Below are 17,174 nucleotides of genomic sequence, written 5' to 3'. Positions count from 1 at the left end.
GGTGACGTTGCTGCTCTGGGTGTCGGCGCTGTCCCTGTCCGCGTGGGTGTGGCTGGTCTGCTGCCACGGGCTGTTCTGGCGGACGGACCAGCGGCTGCCGTCGCGTCCGGCGCCGCGGCGCTGGCCGTCGGTGGCGGTGGTGGTGCCCGCCCGGGACGAGGCCGCGGTGCTGCCGCTCTCGCTGCCCGGCCTGCTCGGCCAGAAGTACCCGGGCACGGCCCGCGTGGTGCTCGTGGACGACCACAGCTCCGACGGCACCGGCGCGCTGGCCGCCCGGCTCGGCGACGGCGGCGGGCTGCCGCTCACCGTGGCCGTGCCCCCGGCGCTGCCCGCGGGCTGGACGGGCAAGCTGTGGGCGCTGCGGCACGGCGTGGAGCTGGCGGGCGGCGCCGACTACCTGCTGCTGACCGACGCCGACATCGCGCACGGCCCCTCGCTGCTGGCCGACCTCGTCGCCGCGGCGGAGGCGAACCGCCTCGACCTGGTCTCGCAGATGGCCCGGCTGCGGGTGGCGACCGGCTGGGAGCGGCTCGTCGTGCCGGCCTTCGTGTACTTCTTCGCGCAGCTGTACCCGTTCCGGTGGAGCAACCGGCCGGGGGCGCGGACGGCGGCCGCGGCGGGCGGCTGCACGCTGGTGCGGCGCAGCGCGCTGGAGCGGGCCGGCGGGGTCGCGGCGATCCGCGGGGCGGTGATCGACGACGTGTCGCTGGCCCGGGCGGTCAAGCGCACCGGGGGCCGCACCTGGCTGGGCCTGGCCGAGCAGGCCGACAGCGTGCGGCCCTACCCGCACCTCGCCGAGCTGTGGCGCATGGTGTCGCGCAGCGCGTACGCCCAGCTGCGGCACTCGCCGGTGCTGCTGGCGGGCACGGTGGCGGGGCTGGCGCTCGTCTACCTGGTGCCGCCGGTGGCGCTGGTCGCGGGCGTGGCGACCGGGTCGACCGGGGCGGCGGTGCTCGGCGGCGCGGCGTGGGCGCTGATGGCCGGGTCGTACGTGCCGATGCTGCGGTACTACGGGCGGCCCGCCCCCGCCGCGCTGCTGCTGCCGTTCACCGCCGGGCTGTACCTGCTCATGACGGTCGACTCGGCGGTGCAGCACTGGCGGGGGCGGGGCGCCGCGTGGAAGGGGCGGACCTACTGACCCCTGCGGGTGCGGGTCAGGCGGAGAGGCGCTTGGCCTGCTCGGCGACGCGGCGGCCGAGGTGCTCCGCCGTGGCGAGGTCGGACTTGTGCATGGCCTCCGCGCCCTGGTCGCCGTTGGACTGCGCGGCGGCACCGAGCCAGACGCCGAGGCGGTTGAGGTCGAACTCGGAGGCGGTGGACTTGTTCCAGCCGGGCAGCAGGCCCAGGTTGACCCAGGTCATGGAGTGCTGGGCGGCGAACAGCGACAGCGACTGCAGGCTGTGCAGCTTGTCGCCGCTCTTGGCGCCGGAGTTGACGAAGCCGGCGGCCAGCTTGTCCTTCCACTCCTGCTTCATCCAGCGGCCGCTGGACTTCTCCACGAACGCGCGGAACGCGGCGGAGACGTCGCCCAGGTAGGTGGGGGAACCGAAGATGATGGCGTCGGCGGCGTCGAGCTGGGCCCACTGCTCGTCGGTGATCTCGTCGACCGCGATCAGGTGGACGTTCTCGGCGACCTCGGCGGCGCCCTGACGGACGGCCTCGGCCTGGCGGGCGGTGTGGCCGTAGCCGCTGTGGTAGGCGATGGCGACGCTGATCTCGCGAGACATGCTGTCAGATCCCTTACGTAGGAGGAGGGTCGGGCCGGCCGGAGCTGCGGCTGTGCGCCGCGCACCGGCCCTACCCTGGCGATGCTCGCAGCACCGGCGACGCCCCCACAACGGCGGATCGGTGAGTCCGATCACTCGGAATGACCGTGCGGTCGCCCGGTGTTGGCGCAGCAGCGGCCGGGGTCGACGGCAGCGGTCGACGGCAGCGGCCGCGGTCAGCGGCCGAGCAGCCGCAGCGCGGTCGGCTTGGTGAACTCGTACCGGCTCATCTGCTCCAGGTCGCGCAGCCAGCGGGACGGGCCCGGCGGGGCGGCCAGCACCTCCCGGTAGATCTCCTCGAAGGCGGTGGAGACGCTCTCCAGGGAGAAGCGTCCGACCACCCACTCGCGTCCCCAGCGGCCGAGTTCGGCCCGCAGACCGGGGTCGTCGAGCAGCTCGCGCAGCTGCGCCGCGAGCGGGCCGGGGTCGCGGTCGCCGTCACCGAAGCCGTACATGCAGCGCGAGGCGTGCGGCTCCACCAGCGGGCCGGGCCGGTGGACCGCGGTGTAGCCGGCCGCGCCGTGCACGACGACCGGCCGGGCGAAGGCGAGGCCGCGCAGCGCGGAGCCGCCCATGCCGAGCACGACGTCGGAGCCCTCGTACGCGGGCCGCGGGTCGGCCGCCTGGCCGGGCACGAGGACGGCCTCCCGGCCGAGCGCGCGGTTGGCGTCGGCCGCGCGGGCGCGCAGCGCCTCCAGGCTCGGGCCGGCGCCGACGATCACCAGCCGCACCCGCGGGTCGTCGAGCCGGCGGACGGCCTCGACGGTGAGCGCGGCCCCGGCGTCCTTCTCCAGGTCGGGCACCAGGCGGGTGACGATGCCGAGCACCAGCTCGTCGTCGGCGATGCCGAGCCCGCGCCGCCAGGCGGTGCCGTCCGCGGTGCCGGGGGCGTCGGTGGCCGTGTCGACCGGCGGCTCCACCAGCCGGACGTCGCGGTGGCCGAACGCCCGGCCCTCGCCGAGCAGGGCGCCCAGGCCGAGCACCAGCGGCTGGTGCCGGGGCAGGCCGCGGAGCATCCGGATGCCGTAGAAGGTGGTGACGACCGGGAGGCGGCCGAGCCGGCCGGGCCCGAAGAAGGCGTTGCGTGCCGCCCGCACCTCCCAGGCGTGCACCAGGTCGCTGCCGTGCTCCCCGGCGAGCCGCACGAGGCGCCGCCGTACCTCCGGGTGCGGGGTGTCCGGGCCGCCGGCGACGACCACCTCCATGCCGTGCCCGGCGGCGACCCCGACCAGCGGCGCGTCACCGGACACGCCCTGCGCGAAGAGCACCGGTTCGTGCCCGCGGTCGCGCAGGGTGCGGGCGATGTCGACCGCGTTGAGCTGCGCCCCTCCGAGGGCGAGGTTGTTGAGGTGCACGAGCACCCGGACCGGTCTCACGCGGTCACTCCTCCCAGTGGTGCGGGACGAACACCGGCGCGGCGAGCACGACCGCGCGCGGCGGCGTGTCGAGCATCGGGCCGAACACGTCGAACTGGCCGACGGAGTGCCAGCTCATCAGGGTGCCGCCGTCGGTCTTCCCGATCGAGTAGACGCCCGCCCACAGCGTGTACCGGCCGCGCGGCAGCGGCAGCCTCGGGATCACGCACGCGACGTGGTGGTCATCGCCGCCGAGCCGGATCTCGTGGCTGATCTGGAAGATCGGGCTGGACGTGCCCTCGCTGACGCCGAGGTGCAGGGTGGCGTCGCCGCGGTAGTCGCCGCCGAGGGTCAGCTCCACGGTCATCGGCTCGTCGGTGGTGAGGTTCTCGCGGTCCTCGCCGCGCAGCTCGTGCTTGAGCAGTTGCAGCGGCTCACCGGTGCGGGCGCCCGCCTCGGACTGCGCCTCGATGGAGTCGCGGTAGCCGGACAGCGCGTCGCGGATGCCCGCGTCGACCCGCACCGTGCCCTGCTCCAGCCAGATGCCGCGGCGGCAGATCGACTGCACGGCGGGCAGGTCGTGCGAGACGAAGACGATGGTGGTGCCCTGTTCGGCGACCTCGCGCATGCGGTCCAGGCAGCGCTGCTGGAACACCGCGTCGCCGACCGCGAGCACCTCGTCGACGAGCAGCACGTGCGGCTCCAGGTAGGCGGCGACGGCGAAGCCGAGGCGCATCTGCATGCCGGAGGAGTAGAACTTCACCTGCCGGTCGATCGCGCCGCCGAGCCGGGCGAACTCCACGATGTCGTCGAAACGGCCGGCGACCTCACGGCGCTTCAGGCCGAGGAGCGCGCCGAAGAGGTAGATGTTCTCGCGGCCGGTGAGGTCCGGGTGGATGCCGGCCCGGATCTCGATCAGCGCGCCGATCCGGCCGCGCACGTCGATGATGCCGCCGTACGGGTACATGACACGGGTCAGCATCTTCAGCAGGGTGGACTTCCCGGAGCCGTTCGAGCCGATCAGGCCCACCGACTCGCCCGGCTCGATGTGCAGGTTGATGTCGCGCAGCGCCCAGCGCCAGTCCTCGCCGCGGCCGCCGCGCAGTCGGCGGGCCATCGCCTCGACCTTGTCGCGCAGCAGCATCCGCTGCTGGTCGGCCTTGAAGCGCTTCCAGACGTGCTCGGTGCGGATCGTCCCCGGCGGCAGCTCACGCGACATCGGCGATCCCCGTTTCCAGCTTCTTGAAGAGCAGGTAGCCGCCGGCCAGGAACACCAGCGAGGAGACGGCCGCGATCGCGGTGAGGCCGAGGTCGGGCGCCTGCCCGTACAGCAGCGCGCGGCGGTAGCCCTCGATGACGGCGCCCAGCGGGTTGACCCCGCAGTAGATCTCCTGGAGCCGCACCGGGATCTTCGCGAGCGGGTAGGCGACCGGGGTCGCGAAGACGCCCATCTGCGTGATGATCGGCAGCAGGTGGCGGACGTCGCGGAGGTAGACCACGGCGACCGACAGGATCAGCGCCACGCCGTAGGTGAACGCGAACTGGATCACCAGCAGCGGCAGCACCCACAGGAAGGTCGCCGCGGGCGCCGTCCAGGTCGCCAGGAACAGCAGGCCCAGCACGGCGGTGCCGATCAGCATGTCGACCGCGGCGACGAGCATCGTCGCCAGCGGGAAGACCTCGCGCGGGCAGTACACCTTGTTGAGCAGGCTCAGGTTGTTGGCGAGGCTCAGCGCCCCCTGGTTCATCGTGTTGCTGAAGAACTGCCAGACGATCAGGCCGACATAGGCGAACAGCGGGTACGAGACGCCCTGGGTGTCGATCTTCACCGCGCGGTGGAACACCAGCGTGAAGATCGCGCACAGCGCCAGCGGGGTCAGCACCGCCCAGGCGAAGCCGAGGACCGCCTGCTTGTAACGGGCCCGCAGGTCGCGCTCGGCGAGGGCGCGCACCAGCTCGCGGGCCGCCCACAGGTCGCGTGCGGTCTGCACCGGCCGAAGCCGCCGCCGGAACACCAGCTCCGGGGGCGGGCCGTCGGGCAGTGCGGGCCGGCCCGCCGTCCGCTGGTCGCGCTCGTCGCCGATGACCTGCGCGCTGTGTCCCCCCACGGGCCCCCGCCCTCTCGCATGTGGCTGCCGGAGGGCCGCTGCTCAGGAGGTGCGGCCCGGGCGACCACTCTGGCACAAGGTGTGCGCGCCAGGGGCTGGTTCGGTGAAGGTGGAGCTGCTCAGCGGCCGTACCGGCGGGCGCGCGGCAGCCGGTACGGCGCCGGGCGGTCAGCCCCGCTCGACGAGCCCGTCCAGGGCGTCCGGCATCCGGTCGACCCCGCCCGCGGCGGTCGGCGAGGTGCGCCCGGAGCCGACGAGCACCGTCGGGATCTCGGTGATGCGGTGGCGGGTGAGCAGCCCCGGGGCGTCGGCGACCGCCCGGTCGACCTCCGGCGAGCGGTACGCGGCCCGGAACGCGGCGGCGTCCAGGCCCTGCCCGGCCGCCCACGCCGCCGCACCCTCCTCGCCCGACAGGTCGGACCGGTGCTCGCGGACGGCACGGAACGCCGCGGCCTGCAGCCGGTCGACCTGCCCGAGGCGCTCCAGCGCGTAGTAGAGGCGCGCATGGCCGAGCTGCTCCTGCTCGTCCGGGGAGCCCGGCCAGACCGCGGGCACCCGGCGCAGCAGCACGTCGTCGCGGTGCCCGGCCGCCCACCGCTCCAGCGGGGCCTCGAACTGCGCGGAGTGGACGCAGTCGTACCAGAAGAACTCGACGGCTTCCTGCCGCTGCGCGGCGGCCCGCGGCGGGTGGCCGGGCAGCGCCAGGTGCGCACCGTCCCGCGGGACGTCCGGGGCGACCGCCACCGCGGCGCCCGGGGCGAGACCGGAGGTGAGGCCCGCGGCGAGGGCGAGCAGGACGGGGGCGGTGCGCAGCAGCTTGGCGTTCACGGCCGTAGCGTGCCAGCGCCGCGGATCGGACGGCCAGTCAGGTCGGCTGCGGCGGACGCGGATTCGCCCGATCGGACGATACCGGGCCGGGCCGGACGGGGGCCGCCGCGCGGGGGCCGGACGGTGTCAGACGGTGTCGGGCGCCCGCCCGGGCTTCGGCGGCACCGGCGCGGCGTGGGCGTTGACGTCGGCGGGAGCAACCGCCGGAACGGGAGCCACCGCCGGAACGGGAGCGGCGGCCTGGACGGGAGCGGCGACGGCCTGGGCCGGAACAGCCGCGGGCGCCTGGGCCGGAACAGCGGCGGGCGTCTGGGCGGGAGCGGCTGCCGGGGCCGCTGCGGCGGCCTGACCGGCGGCCTGACCGGCGGCCGTGTCGAAGAACCGCAGGAGCTCCACCGGGAAGGGCAGCACGAGGGTGGAGTTCTTCTCCGCCGCGACCTCCACGACGGTCTGCAGCAGCCGCAGTTGCAGGGCCGCGGGGGTGGCCTGCATGACGGTGGCGGCCTCGGCGAGCTTCGCGGCGGCCTGGAACTCGCCGTCGGCGGTGATGATCCGGGCCCGCCGCTCGCGGTCGGCCTCGGCCTGCCGGGCCATCGACCGCTTCATCGAGTCGGGCAGCGCGACGTCCTTGATCTCGACCCGGTCGATGTGCACGCCCCAGCCCACGGCCGGGCTCTCCAGCATGAGTTCGAGGCCGCGGTGGAGGTTCTCGCGGCCGGAGAGGAGGTCGTCGAGGTCGCTCTTGCCGATGACGGAACGCAGCGAGGTCTGCGCGACCTGGGACATCGCGAAGGTGTAGTTCTGCACGTCGACGGTGGCCCGCACGGGGTCGATCACCCGGAAGTAGACGACCGCGTCGACCCGCACCGAGACGTTGTCGCGGGTGATGCCCTCCTGAGCGGGCACCGGCATCGTGATCACCTGCATGTTGACCTTGCGCATCCGGTCGACGACCGGGATCAGCAGCGCCGGCCCCGGGCCGCGGATCCGGCCGCGCACCCGGCCGAGCCGGAAGACCACGCCGCGCTCGTACTGCTGGACCACCCGCAGGCCGGTGACCAGCCAGAACAGTCCGAGTCCCACGACGACCGCGAGGACCGCCATCGCACACCCCCGTCGCGGCCGGCCCGGCCGGGCCGGGGGCGGCCCTGTCGCGCGGGTGCGGGCCGCGGAGCACAGTATGCGCGCCGGGCCCGGCGGCGGACAGCCCTGCGGCGGGCCGGAGGGCGGGCGGTCGGCGGGAGGGGCGCGGTCAGCCGCGGGGCGCGCGGGCCGCGCGGGCGAGGAGCTGCTGCCAGGCGTCGGCGACGACCGCGAGGTCGAAGCGGGCGAGGGCGTGCCGGCGGGCGGCCGCGCCGAGGTCGTGGCGGGTGTCGGCGAGGAGCCGGTCGACGGCGGCGGCGAGGGCGGCGGCGTCGCCGGGCGGCACGAGGGTGCCGGTGACGCCGTCCTGCACGACCTCGCCGACCCAGCCGACGTCGGTGGCGACGGCGGGCAGGGCGGCGAGCGCGGCCTCGACGAGCACCCCGGGCACGCCCTCGCTGTCGCTGGTGAGCAGCAGGGCGTCGGCGGCGCGGTAGAGCGGTGCCGGGTCGGCGAGGTCACCGAGGAAGGTGACCCGGCCGGTGGTGTCGCGGGCGGCGAGGGCGGCGCGCAGCGGTCCGTCGCCGGCCACCGCGAGGTGGGCGGCGGGGAGCAGCGCGAGGGCGTCCAGGGCGAGGTCGAGCCGCTTCTCGGGGGCGACGGCGCCGACCCAGGCGAGCAGCGGGCCGTCGGCGGGCAGGCCGAGCGCGGCCCGGGCGGCCTGCCGGTCCGCGTCGTCGGCGGCGGGCGGGAAGCGGTCGGCGGGGCGGGCGTTGGGGATCGTGCGGACGCGTTGCGCGGGCAGCCGGAAGCGGTCGACGAGCACCTGCCGGGCGCCGTCCGAGATCGCGGCGACGGCGGCGGCCCGGTGCAGGAAGGCGCCGACCCGCAGCCGGCGGGAGGCGGAGGCCGTCCAGTGCCGGGGGTCGCCGATGTTGACGTACACGAACGGGGTGCGGGTGCCGAGCAGGGCCAGGGCGCAGGCCGGCAGCGTGGACGAGCCGTGGGCGACGACGACGTCGGCACGGCGGGCGGCGGCCCGCAGGGCGCGCAGCGTGCGCGGGTGGAAGCGGGCCGGGCCGAGCACGGGGGCGCCGGCGTCGGCCGGGGCGTCGGGGTGGGGCTGGAGTGCGCGCAGGTCGGAGCGCTGGCCGCGGCGGAGCAGTTCGGCGTGCAGGTCGCGGGCGAGGTTCTGGGCGCCGCGCCGGCGCGGGTCGGTGACCAGGTGCAGGACGGCGGGCTGCGGCACGTCCCGCTGCGGGGCGGGCGGCGCGGCGGCGGGCTGCGGGCCGGCGGGCTGCGCGGGCACGGGGTCGGGCATGGAGCGACCCTGGCACAGCCCGGCGGGGCGGCGCAGCGGTTCCGCGGAAGGGCGTGCGCGGGCTCCTCGGCGATTCCCTGGCGGACACTCGGCCGGGCCTGGGATGCTGAGCGCCTGTCAGGGCGCGGGAGCCACGAGGGACGGGCCGCGCGCCCGGTTCCCGGGGGGTCGCCGCCGTGCACGTGCTCTATGTGATCGACAGCCTGCACCGGATCGGCGGTGCCGAGCAGGGCCTGGTGGCGATGGCGCCGCTGCTGGTGCGCTCCGGGGTGCGGTTGGACGTCGCCTACCTGAAGGAGTCGCCGGGGGGCTTCCAGCCGGAGCTGGCGGCGGCGGGCGCGCGGGTGTTCGGCGTGCACCGGCCGGGGCGGGCGGGCACGGCGGCGGCGCTGCGGCGGCTGGTCCGCGAGCTCCGCCCGGACCTGGTGCACACGACGCTCTACGAGGCCGACGTGCTCGGCCGGGCGGCGGCGCTGACGGCGGGCACCCCGGTGGTGTCGAGCCTGGTCAACTCCTCGTACGGGCCGGAGCACCTGCACGCGCGCGGCCTGTCGCCGTGGAAGGTGCGGGCGGCGCAGGCGGTGGACGCGGCGACCGCGCAGGGCGCCCGGCGGTTCCATGCGCTCACCCGGCACGTGGCGTCGTCGATGGCCGGGCGGCTGCGGATCCCCGCCGACCGGATCGACGTGGTGCCGCGCGGCCGCGACCCGCAGGCGCTGGGGTCGGTGACGCCGGAGCGGCGGGCGGCCGTCCGTGCCGCGCTGGGCCTGCCGGAGGACACCCCGGTGGTGCTGGCCGCGGCCCGGCAGCAGTACCAGAAGGGGCTGGACGTGCTGGTGGAGGCGTTCGCCGCGGTGCGCGCGCACGCGCCGGAGGCGGTGCTGCTGCTGGCGGGCAGCCCGGGCACGGAGACGGCGCGGCTGGAGGCGCTGGCCGGACGCGCCGGGCAGGTGCGCTTCCTGGGGCCGCGCGGCGACGTGTACGACCTGATGGCCGCGGCGGACGTGTTCGCGGTGCCGTCCCGCTGGGAGGGCCTGGGCAGCGCGGCGATGGAGGCGATGGGCGTGGGCGTGCCGCTGGTGTGCGCGGACGTGCCGGCGCTGCGCGAGACGGTCGGCTCGCCGGACCACGCCCTGCTGGTGCCGCCGGAGCGTCCGGCCGAGCTGGCCGCGGCGCTGGTCGCGGCGCTCGACGACACGGCGGCGGCCCGGGTGCGGGCGAAGGCCGCGCGGGCGCGGTTCCTCGCGACGTTCACGCTGCCGCAGGTGTGCGGGCAGATGGTGGGGTTCTACGAGCGCTCGCTGCGCCGGGCCCCTGCCGGGCCGAAGGGCGCACACCCGTGACGGGTCGTCAGACATGCACGTCAAACGGGGACATTGCCTCCGCAACCACCGCAGGGCGCGCGGGAGTGCCGAAATGCGCCCTCCCGAGAATCGCCAAAGTGCTTGCGCCGCAGGTCCGTGGCGGCAAGCATCGCAGGGGGATGCGGGTGGCCGGGGGGAACGGCGGCCCGCGCGAGGCATCCGGGCCGGGCGGGCCCGGGTGGGCGACGCCGTCAGGGGGCCTGATGTCACAGCGACAGCCGCGATGCGCCGGCCTGCCGGGATCCGTCCGCGGCCCGGCCGCGGCGGTGCCACGGCGCGGTCCGGCCGCCTTACCGGCGCGCCGCTGACGACCACCGGTCCGGGCGGGCCTCCGGGCCGCTCCCGTCTCGACACCACGAGCACACCAGGCCGTACCGGGGCGTGCCGCCGCTGCGACGGCGGGCACGCGCCGCCGGGCACACCGCCTGCCCGCACCACGAACACGAGGGGAACCCACCGGTGGAACCGGCAAACCACGTCACGGTCCTGCGGCGCTACTGGCGGCTGCTCGCCGGGTGCACCGCCGCCGCGCTGCTCATCGGATTCCTGCTCACACCGGCCGGGGACGCCGTGGACGTCGGCAAGTGGCAGTGCAAGGTCGCGATAACGCCCGTGGCGGGCGCCGGCGAGTCCGTCCGCGCCGACCAGGTGCTCAGCTACGCGCAGGGGTCGGACGTCAGCACGGCCGCCGCGAAGAAGCTCGGCATGACCGACGTGGCCGCCCTGACCGCCCGGCGCACCGTCGCCGCGGCCTCCACCCAGATGCTGGTGTTCACCGTCACCGGACCGACCCAGCAGTCGTGCACGGACCTCGCGGCAGCGCTCTCCGAGTCGACCATCAACGGCTACAGCCAGGCGTCGAAGAAGAGCGCCGACGACTCGATCAAGCGGCTCCAGACGCAGGCCGACAGCCAGCAGGAGCAGGTCAACACCCTGCAGCACGCGTTCAACAAGGCCGGGGCGCCCGACCAGCCGAAGCTGCAGCCGCAGCTGACGGCCGCGATCAACGCCCTCACCAAGACCCTCACCGACATCAGCACCCTGCAGAACTACAGCCAGACCGACGCCATCCAGCAGTGGGGCAGCATCGACGCCGAGGAGGCGGGCGGCAGCCTGCTCAGCTCGCCGAGCCGCGGCATGCGGCTCAGCCTGGCGGTCGTCCTCGGCCTGGCGCTGGGCGTGGTCGCCGCGGTGATGCTCAGCCGGATGGACACCCGGCTGCGCACCCGCAACACCACCGAGGAGGCCTTCAACCTGCCGGTGATCGGCGAGATCCCGCAGCTCGGCCGGCGGCTGCGGCGGCTGCGCGAGCCGCTCGTCGTGGCCCGGCCGTCCGACCCGGGCGCCGAGGCGTTCCGCTCGCTGCGCTCGACGCTGCTGCTGACCGGTCCCGAGTCGCTCTCCGGCCGGCCCGGCCGGGCCGACCACGGCGGGCACCGCGCCGCCGACGGCCCGGCCCCGGTGATCCTCGTGATGTCCGGCCGCAGCGGCGACGGCCGCACCACCACCGTCGCCAACCTGGCGGCGGCGCTGGCCGAGACCGGCCGTGCCGTCCTCGTGCTCGACTGCGACTTCCGCCACCCGCAGGCCCACCTGCACTTCGGGGTGGGCGACGGCCCCGGCATGGCCGAACTGCTGAGCGGCGAACGGCTGCCCAGACTCGACGACCTGATCCGCGACACCGGCGTGGAGGGCGTCCGCCTGATCACCGGCGGCAACACCACCGCCTACCCGGCGGCGCTGGTGCTGCGCGCCGGCGAGGTGCTGCGCCGCGCCCGCGACCACGCCGACGTCGTGCTCATCGACACCTCTCCGCTGCTGCACGCCAACGACGCGTACGACCTCGTGCAGCACTCCGACGCGGTGCTCGTCACCGCGCTCGCCGGCAACGTCACGCCGGAGCAGGCCGACCGCGTCTCCGAGCTCCTCGCGCGCACCGGTGTGCCGGTCGCCGGTGTCGCCCTGCTCGGCACCGTCGGCCCGTCCGGCCGCCGCCTCAAGCGGGACGGGCTGCGCACCGGCGCCCTGCTCGCCGGCCGCACCGGCGGCAGCGGTCCGCGGCCCCCCGCCGACCGGCAGCCGAGGCCCGCCCCGGCCGCTCCCCCGCCACCGCCGGCGGCGGCCGGTCCCGCACCGGTGCCCGTCGCGGAGGAGCACCACCGCTCCGCGCCCAGCTGGGCCCGCCGCCCGGCCCCCTCGGCGGAGCCGGTCGTGGAGACGACCCTGCAGCTGCGCGAGATCGAGGACCTGTGAGCGCCCGCCGGCGGGTGCTCTGGCTCGCGAAGGGGCTGGGCCGCGGCGGCGCCGAGCAGCTGCTGCTCAACTGCGCCCGCCACGCGGACTCCGCACGGTACGAGGTCGAGGTCGCGTACGTGCTGCCGTACAAGGACGCGCTCGTGCCCGCGCTGGAGGCGGCCGGCGTCCGGGTGCACTGCCTCGGCGGGCCGCCCGGCGCGCTGTGGCCGCTGCGGCTGCGCCGCCTGGTCGCGGAGCGCCGCTACGACCTGGTGCACTCGCACATGCCGATCCCCGCGGTGGCGGCCCGGCTCGTCGCGTTCGGGCGGCGCGGGCCGCGGCTGGTGCACACCGAGCACAACGTGTGGGAGCGCTACCGGACGGCCACCCGCTGGGCGAACGCGCTGACCTACCGGCGCAACGACGCGGTCGTCGCGGTCTCCCACGCGGTCGCCGCGACGATCGGCCGCCGCCGGCCGGGCGACGACTGGGTGACGGTGGTGCACCACGGCCCCGACCTGGGCGGCGCCCCCGAGGGCCCGGCCGCCCGGGCCGCCGCCCGCGAGGCGCTCGGTCTGCCGCAGGACGCCCTGGTCGTCGGCACGGTCGGCAACCTGACGCCGAAGAAGGACCAGGCCGGTCTGCTCGACGCCTTCGCCCGGCTGCGCCGCGACCACCCGTCGGCGGCCCTGGTGCTGATCGGCGCCGGGCCGCTGGAGGCGGAGCTGCGCGCCGCGGCGGGCGGCGGCGTGGTCTTCGCCGGCTCCCGCGCGGACGTGCCCGCCCTGCTGCCCGCGTTCGACGTCTTCACACTGAGCTCCCGTCAGGAGGGACTGCCCGTCGCCCTCATGGAGGCCATGACGAGCGGCCTGCCGTCGGTGGTGACCCGGGTCGGCGGCATGCCGGAGGTGCTGGCCGACGACGAGCAGGGCCTGCTCGTGCCGCCGGGCGACCCGGCCGCGCTGGCCGCCGCGCTGGGCCGGCTGGCGGCCGACCCGGCCCTGCGCGAGCGCCTCGGCACGGCGGCCCGGGAGCGGTCCCGCGGCTTCGACGTGGCCGGCGCGCAGCGGACGATCGAGCAGGTGTACGCGCGCGTCCTGGCCCGCTGAGGCCCGCCCCCCGCCGACCCGCGCCCGCCCGCCTGCCTGCCCACGCTTCCCCTCCCGCTTCCCCTCCCGCGGACCCTCCTCCACGGACCCTTCTCCCCGGAGCCGATGACCCCGATGACCACGCCACACGACGGGCTGACCTACCGTCCGCTGACGGACGCCGACACACCCGCCGTACTCGGCCTGCTGACCGCCTCGCTCGCGGGCGGGCCGACGGGCACCCGCACGGCCGAGTTCTTCGACTGGAAGCACCGGCTCAACCCGTTCGGGGCGAGCCCCGGGCTGGTCGCCGAGGCGGGGGACGGGCGGCTGGCCGGGGTGCGGCTGTTCCTGCGCTGGGAGTGGCGCACCGGCGGGCGGCCGGTGCCGGCGGTGCGCCCGGTCGACACCGCCACCCATCCGGACTTCCAGGGCCGCGGCATCTTCCGGGACCTGACGCTGCGCCTGCTGGAGGAGGTCTCGCCCGGGGCCGAGCTGGTCTTCAACACCCCGAACGGCAACAGCCTGCCCGGCTACTTGAAGATGGGCTGGCGCGAGCTCGGCCGGGTGCCGGTGGCCGTCCGGGTGGCCCGGCCGGGGGCGTTCGCGCTGGGCGCGCGGGCGGCGCTGGCCCGGCGGGCGTCCGGCCCGGCCCGGCCGGTGCACTGCGGGCTGGAGAGCGCCGCGGCGTGGTTCGCCGGGCCGCGCACCGGCCTCGGCGAGCTGCTGCGCGAGCGCGCCGGCGCCGAGGCCGCCGACACCCGCCTCGCCGTGCGCCGCACCCCCGCGTTCCTGCAGTGGCGGTACGGCGACGCACCGGGCCTGGACTACCGGGTGCTGACGTGCCACCGCGGCGGCGAGCTCGCCGGGCTGGCCGTCGGGCGGCCCCGGCGGCGCGGGCCGCTCACCGAGTTCACGCTCTCCGACGTGATCGTCCGGCCCGGCGACCGGGGCAGCGCCGCCCGGCTGCTGAAGGAGGCCGCCCGGGCGGGCTGCGACCACGTGGCCGGGCACCTCGCGACCGGCACCGAGGCGGCCGCGGCGGCGCTGCGCAGCGGCTACCTGACGGCGCCGCGCACCGGCATGGTGCTGGCGGCCCGTACGCCGTCGGGTCCGCTGCCGGAGGGCCGGTCGGCCGCGGACTGGCGGTTCGCCCTGGGCGACCTGGAGGTCTTCTGATGGCCGCGCTCGCCGCCGCGGCCTCGTTCGCCCGCCGGGCGCACTGGCCGACCGCGGTCGCGTTCTCGCTGGTGGCGGGCTACGTGACGGTGTTCGTGCTGGCGATGGTGCACACCGGCTACGACACCTGGGGGGCGCTGCTGGTGCTGCCCGCGCTGATGGCGATCGGCACGCCGATCCTCTCCCGGGTGGCGGCCGCCAACCCGGAGAAGGACGTCTTCCGGCTGCTGATGCTGGCGATGGCGCTGAAGCTGCTCTGCGCGTTCCCGCGGTACCTCATGGCGTTCGTGCTGTACGGCGGCGCCGCCGACGCGAAGATGTACCACGAGCGCGGCAGCGAGCTGGCGCTGTTCCTCGACACGCACAGCCCGCTGTCGGGCGCGTTCCACTACGACCTGGGCATGAAGGTCGCCGGCACCGGCTTCGTCATCATCGTCACCGGCGTGGTCTACGCGATCACCGGTCCGTCGCTGGTGGGCGGCTTCCTGGTGTTCTCGTGGTTCGGCTTCTGGGGGTTGCTGCTCTTCTGGCGGGCCCTGCAGATCGCCTTCCCGGAGGCCGACTCCCGGCGCTACGCGAAGCTCGTGTTCTTCCTGCCGTCGCTGCTCTTCTGGCCGTCCAGCATCGGCAAGGACGCCTGGATGATGCTCTGCCTGGGCGTCACCACGTACGGCGTGGCCAGGCTGCTCGACCGGCGCTTCGGCGCGTTCGCGTGCATCGCGCTGGGCTCGCTGGGCACGGCGATGGTGCGCCCGCACGTGACGGTCCTCGCCGGGGCGGGCCTGACGGTGGCGTACGTGCTGCGCAGGCGGCCGCGGCAGGTGAGTGCGCTGGGGCCGCTGCGCACGGTGCTGACCGTCGTGGTGCTGGGGGTGATGGTGATGCTGATGCTGCAGCAGGTGTCGACGTTCTTCGGCACGACGGGCACCGGCGGCGACAGCGTCAACCAGGTGCTGTCGGAGACCTCGCGGCGCACCTCGCAGGGCGGGTCGGTGATCAACCAGCCGACCGGGGACGACGATTCGCCGCAGTTCAGTCTCAACCCGGCGGGCCTGCCGGTGGCGGTGGTGAGCGTGCTCTTCCGGCCGTTCCCGTTCGAGGCGTCCAACGTGCAGAACCTCGTGCAGTCGGTGGAGTGCTTCGCCCTGCTGGTGATGTTCGTGCGGAGCTGGCCGCGGCTCAGCCGGCTGCCCCGCCTCTTCGTCAACCGCTCGTACGTGGCCTTCGCGATCGTCTACACACTGCTCTTCTGCTGGGCGTTCTCGACGATCAACAACATGGGCATCCTGTCGCGCGAGCGCGTGCAGGTGCTGCCGCTGGTGCTGGTGCTGCTCGCGGTACCGCGCCCCGAGGGCGACCGTCCGAAGCTCCGCGCGCACTCCCGGCCGCCGCTGTGGCGGGTGCAGCCCGGGCAGTGGGGCGAGCGGGCGGCCGCCCTGCCCGTTCCGGCCGGCGCCGCCGCGCAGGCCGGCACCGAACCCGGGCCCGGCTCCGCGCCGCGCTCCGGCACCACACCGACCCAGGGGGGTTCGACCCGATCATGACGACCACCGACCAGACTTCCGACCACGCCTCCGGCCAGGCTCCAGGCCACCCCGCGCCCGCCGCCCTCGGCGGCGGTCCGGCCTTCCCCGACGGCCTGCCGCTGACCCGGGTCCGGGTGCCGCACCGCGAGGAGGTGCTCGCCCGGATCGCCGCCGTGCTCGACAGCGGGCAGCTCACCAACGGGCGCACCGTCGCCGAGCTCGAGGAGCGCGCCGCCGCACTGCTCGGGGTGGAGCACGTGGTGGCGGTGTCGAACTGCACGGCCGGCCTGATGCTGGTGCTGCAGGCGGCCGGCGTCGACGGCGGCCGGCCGGTGGTGATGCCCGGCTTCACCTTCTCGGCGACCGCGCACGCCGCGCACTGGGCGGCCGGCACGCCCGTCTTCGCGGAGGCCCGCGCGCAGGACATCACCCTCGACCCGGACGACGCGGAGGCCCGGCTGAAGGCCGCCGACCGCCCGGCCGCGCTGATGGCGACCCACGTGTACGGCACGCCGTGCCAGGTCGAGCGGCTGCAGGAGGTGGCGGACGCCGCCGGGGTGCCGCTGGTCTACGACGCCGCGCACGGTTTCGGCAGCGCGCGCGGCGGGGTGCCGCTGGGCGGGTTCGGGCTGGCCGAGGTGTTCTCGATGAGCCCGACGAAGGTGGCGGTGGCGGGCGAGGGCGGCCTGGTCGCCACCCGGGACGCCGCGCTCGCCGCGACGCTGCGCACCGCGCGCGACTACGGCAACCCGGGCGACTACGACACGCTCTTCCCCGGGCTGAACGCGCGGATGAGCGAGCTGCACGCGGCCGTGGGCCTGGCCTCGCTGGCGGGGCTGCCCGAGCGGGTCGCGCACCGCGGCGCGCTGGTGGCGGCGTTCGCCGCGGAGGTGGCGGGTGTGCCGGGCCTGCGGCTGGCCCTGCCGGAGCCGGGTGACACCTCGACGTTCAAGGACCTGACGCTGATCGTCGACGACGCGGAGGCGTTCGGCCTGGACGCGGCGCAGCTCGGCCGGGCGCTGAAGGCGGAGGGGGTCGACAGCCGGCGGTACTTCCACCCGCCGGTGCACCGGCAGCGGGCCTACGCGCATCTGGGGCAGGCGGAGGCGCTGCCGCTGACCGACCGGCTGGCGGGCTCGGTGCTGACGGTGCCGCTCTGGTCGCACATGGAGGAGGCCGCGGTGCGCGGGGTGGCGGGCGCGGTGCTGAAGGTGCAGGCGCACGCGGGGGCGCTGCGCGCGGCCGGGATCTGACGCCTCTCCCGTCGGCGGGCCCGTGCGGTACGACAACTCACCGGAACAGGTGAACTCGGCTGGACCGC

General features: G+C 76.0%; 14 protein-coding genes. 7 read left to right on the top strand and 7 right to left on the bottom strand.

Features of this window, described 5'->3' with window-relative positions; genetic code table 11:
* Position 1: 1 nt before the first annotated feature.
* Positions 2–1,138 (top strand): glycosyltransferase, encoded by a 1,137-nt coding sequence (locus OG335_RS29830; protein ID WP_405014231.1) that lies wholly within the window; start codon positions 2–4, stop codon positions 1,136–1,138.
* A gap of 16 nt (positions 1,139–1,154) precedes the next feature.
* Here OG335_RS29830 and OG335_RS29825 read toward each other — a convergent pair whose 3' ends face one another.
* The 7 genes from OG335_RS29825 to OG335_RS29795 form a co-directional block, all read right to left on the bottom strand.
* Entirely contained in the window at positions 1,155–1,727 is a 573-nt protein-coding gene (locus OG335_RS29825) for a flavodoxin family protein (protein WP_405014230.1), read from the bottom strand.
* Positions 1,728–1,942: 215 nt separating this feature from the next.
* Entirely contained in the window at positions 1,943–3,142 is a 1,200-nt protein-coding gene (locus tag OG335_RS29820) for a glycosyltransferase family 4 protein (RefSeq protein ID WP_405014229.1), read from the bottom strand.
* Between the two features lie 4 nt (positions 3,143–3,146).
* On the bottom strand, positions 3,147–4,340 hold the full coding sequence (locus tag OG335_RS29815) for an ABC transporter ATP-binding protein (RefSeq protein WP_405014228.1): 1,194 nt from the start codon (positions 4,338–4,340) through the stop codon (positions 3,147–3,149).
* Positions 4,330–5,229, bottom strand: coding sequence for an ABC transporter permease (locus OG335_RS29810; RefSeq protein ID WP_405014227.1), 900 nt, complete (start codon positions 5,227–5,229; stop codon positions 4,330–4,332). Before OG335_RS29810 ends, OG335_RS29815 begins: the two co-directional genes overlap by 11 nt.
* A 168-nt stretch (positions 5,230–5,397) precedes the next feature.
* The gene (locus tag OG335_RS29805; RefSeq protein WP_405014226.1) at positions 5,398–6,057 is read right to left on the bottom strand and encodes a DsbA family protein; all 660 of its coding nucleotides are present in this window, start codon (positions 6,055–6,057) and stop codon (positions 5,398–5,400) included.
* A gap of 126 nt (positions 6,058–6,183) precedes the next feature.
* Positions 6,184–7,161: a slipin family protein gene (locus OG335_RS29800; protein WP_405014225.1), complete on the bottom strand. Its 978-nt coding sequence runs from the start codon at positions 7,159–7,161 to the stop codon at positions 6,184–6,186.
* A gap of 148 nt (positions 7,162–7,309) precedes the next feature.
* Positions 7,310–8,461 carry a glycosyltransferase gene (locus OG335_RS29795; protein ID WP_405014224.1) on the bottom strand — a complete coding sequence of 384 codons (1,152 nt, stop codon included), beginning with the start codon at positions 8,459–8,461 and terminating at the stop codon, positions 7,310–7,312.
* 176 nt (positions 8,462–8,637) lie between these two features.
* Here OG335_RS29795 and OG335_RS29790 point away from each other — a divergent pair, with 176 nt between their 5' ends.
* The 6 genes from OG335_RS29790 (at position 8,638) to OG335_RS29765 (ending at position 17,106) form a co-directional block, all read left to right on the top strand.
* Positions 8,638–9,804, top strand: coding sequence for a glycosyltransferase (locus OG335_RS29790; RefSeq protein ID WP_405014223.1), 1,167 nt, complete (start codon positions 8,638–8,640; stop codon positions 9,802–9,804).
* A gap of 480 nt (positions 9,805–10,284) precedes the next feature.
* Positions 10,285–12,078 carry an AAA family ATPase gene (locus tag OG335_RS29785; protein WP_405014222.1) on the top strand — a complete coding sequence of 598 codons (1,794 nt, stop codon included), beginning with the start codon at positions 10,285–10,287 and terminating at the stop codon, positions 12,076–12,078.
* Entirely contained in the window at positions 12,075–13,169 is a 1,095-nt protein-coding gene (locus OG335_RS29780; protein ID WP_405014221.1) for a glycosyltransferase, read from the top strand. The genes OG335_RS29785 and OG335_RS29780 overlap by 4 nt, the downstream gene beginning before the upstream one ends.
* 114 nt (positions 13,170–13,283) lie before the next feature.
* Positions 13,284–14,327: a GNAT family N-acetyltransferase gene (locus OG335_RS29775; protein WP_405014220.1), complete on the top strand. Its 1,044-nt coding sequence runs from the start codon at positions 13,284–13,286 to the stop codon at positions 14,325–14,327.
* The gene (locus OG335_RS29770) at positions 14,327–15,871 is read left to right on the top strand and encodes a hypothetical protein (RefSeq protein ID WP_405014219.1); all 1,545 of its coding nucleotides are present in this window, start codon (positions 14,327–14,329) and stop codon (positions 15,869–15,871) included. Before OG335_RS29775 ends, OG335_RS29770 begins: the two co-directional genes overlap by 1 nt.
* Positions 15,868–17,106, top strand: coding sequence for a DegT/DnrJ/EryC1/StrS family aminotransferase (locus OG335_RS29765; protein ID WP_405014218.1), 1,239 nt, complete (start codon positions 15,868–15,870; stop codon positions 17,104–17,106). The genes OG335_RS29770 and OG335_RS29765 overlap by 4 nt, the downstream gene beginning before the upstream one ends.
* Positions 17,107–17,174 lie beyond the last annotated feature (68 nt).

Source organism: Kitasatospora sp. NBC_01539 (genome assembly GCF_045040525.1).
Lineage (GTDB): Bacteria > Actinomycetota > Actinomycetes > Streptomycetales > Streptomycetaceae > Kitasatospora.
Note: the sequence above shows the minus strand (reverse complement) of the source record. Positions and strands in the feature narration are given on the sequence as shown.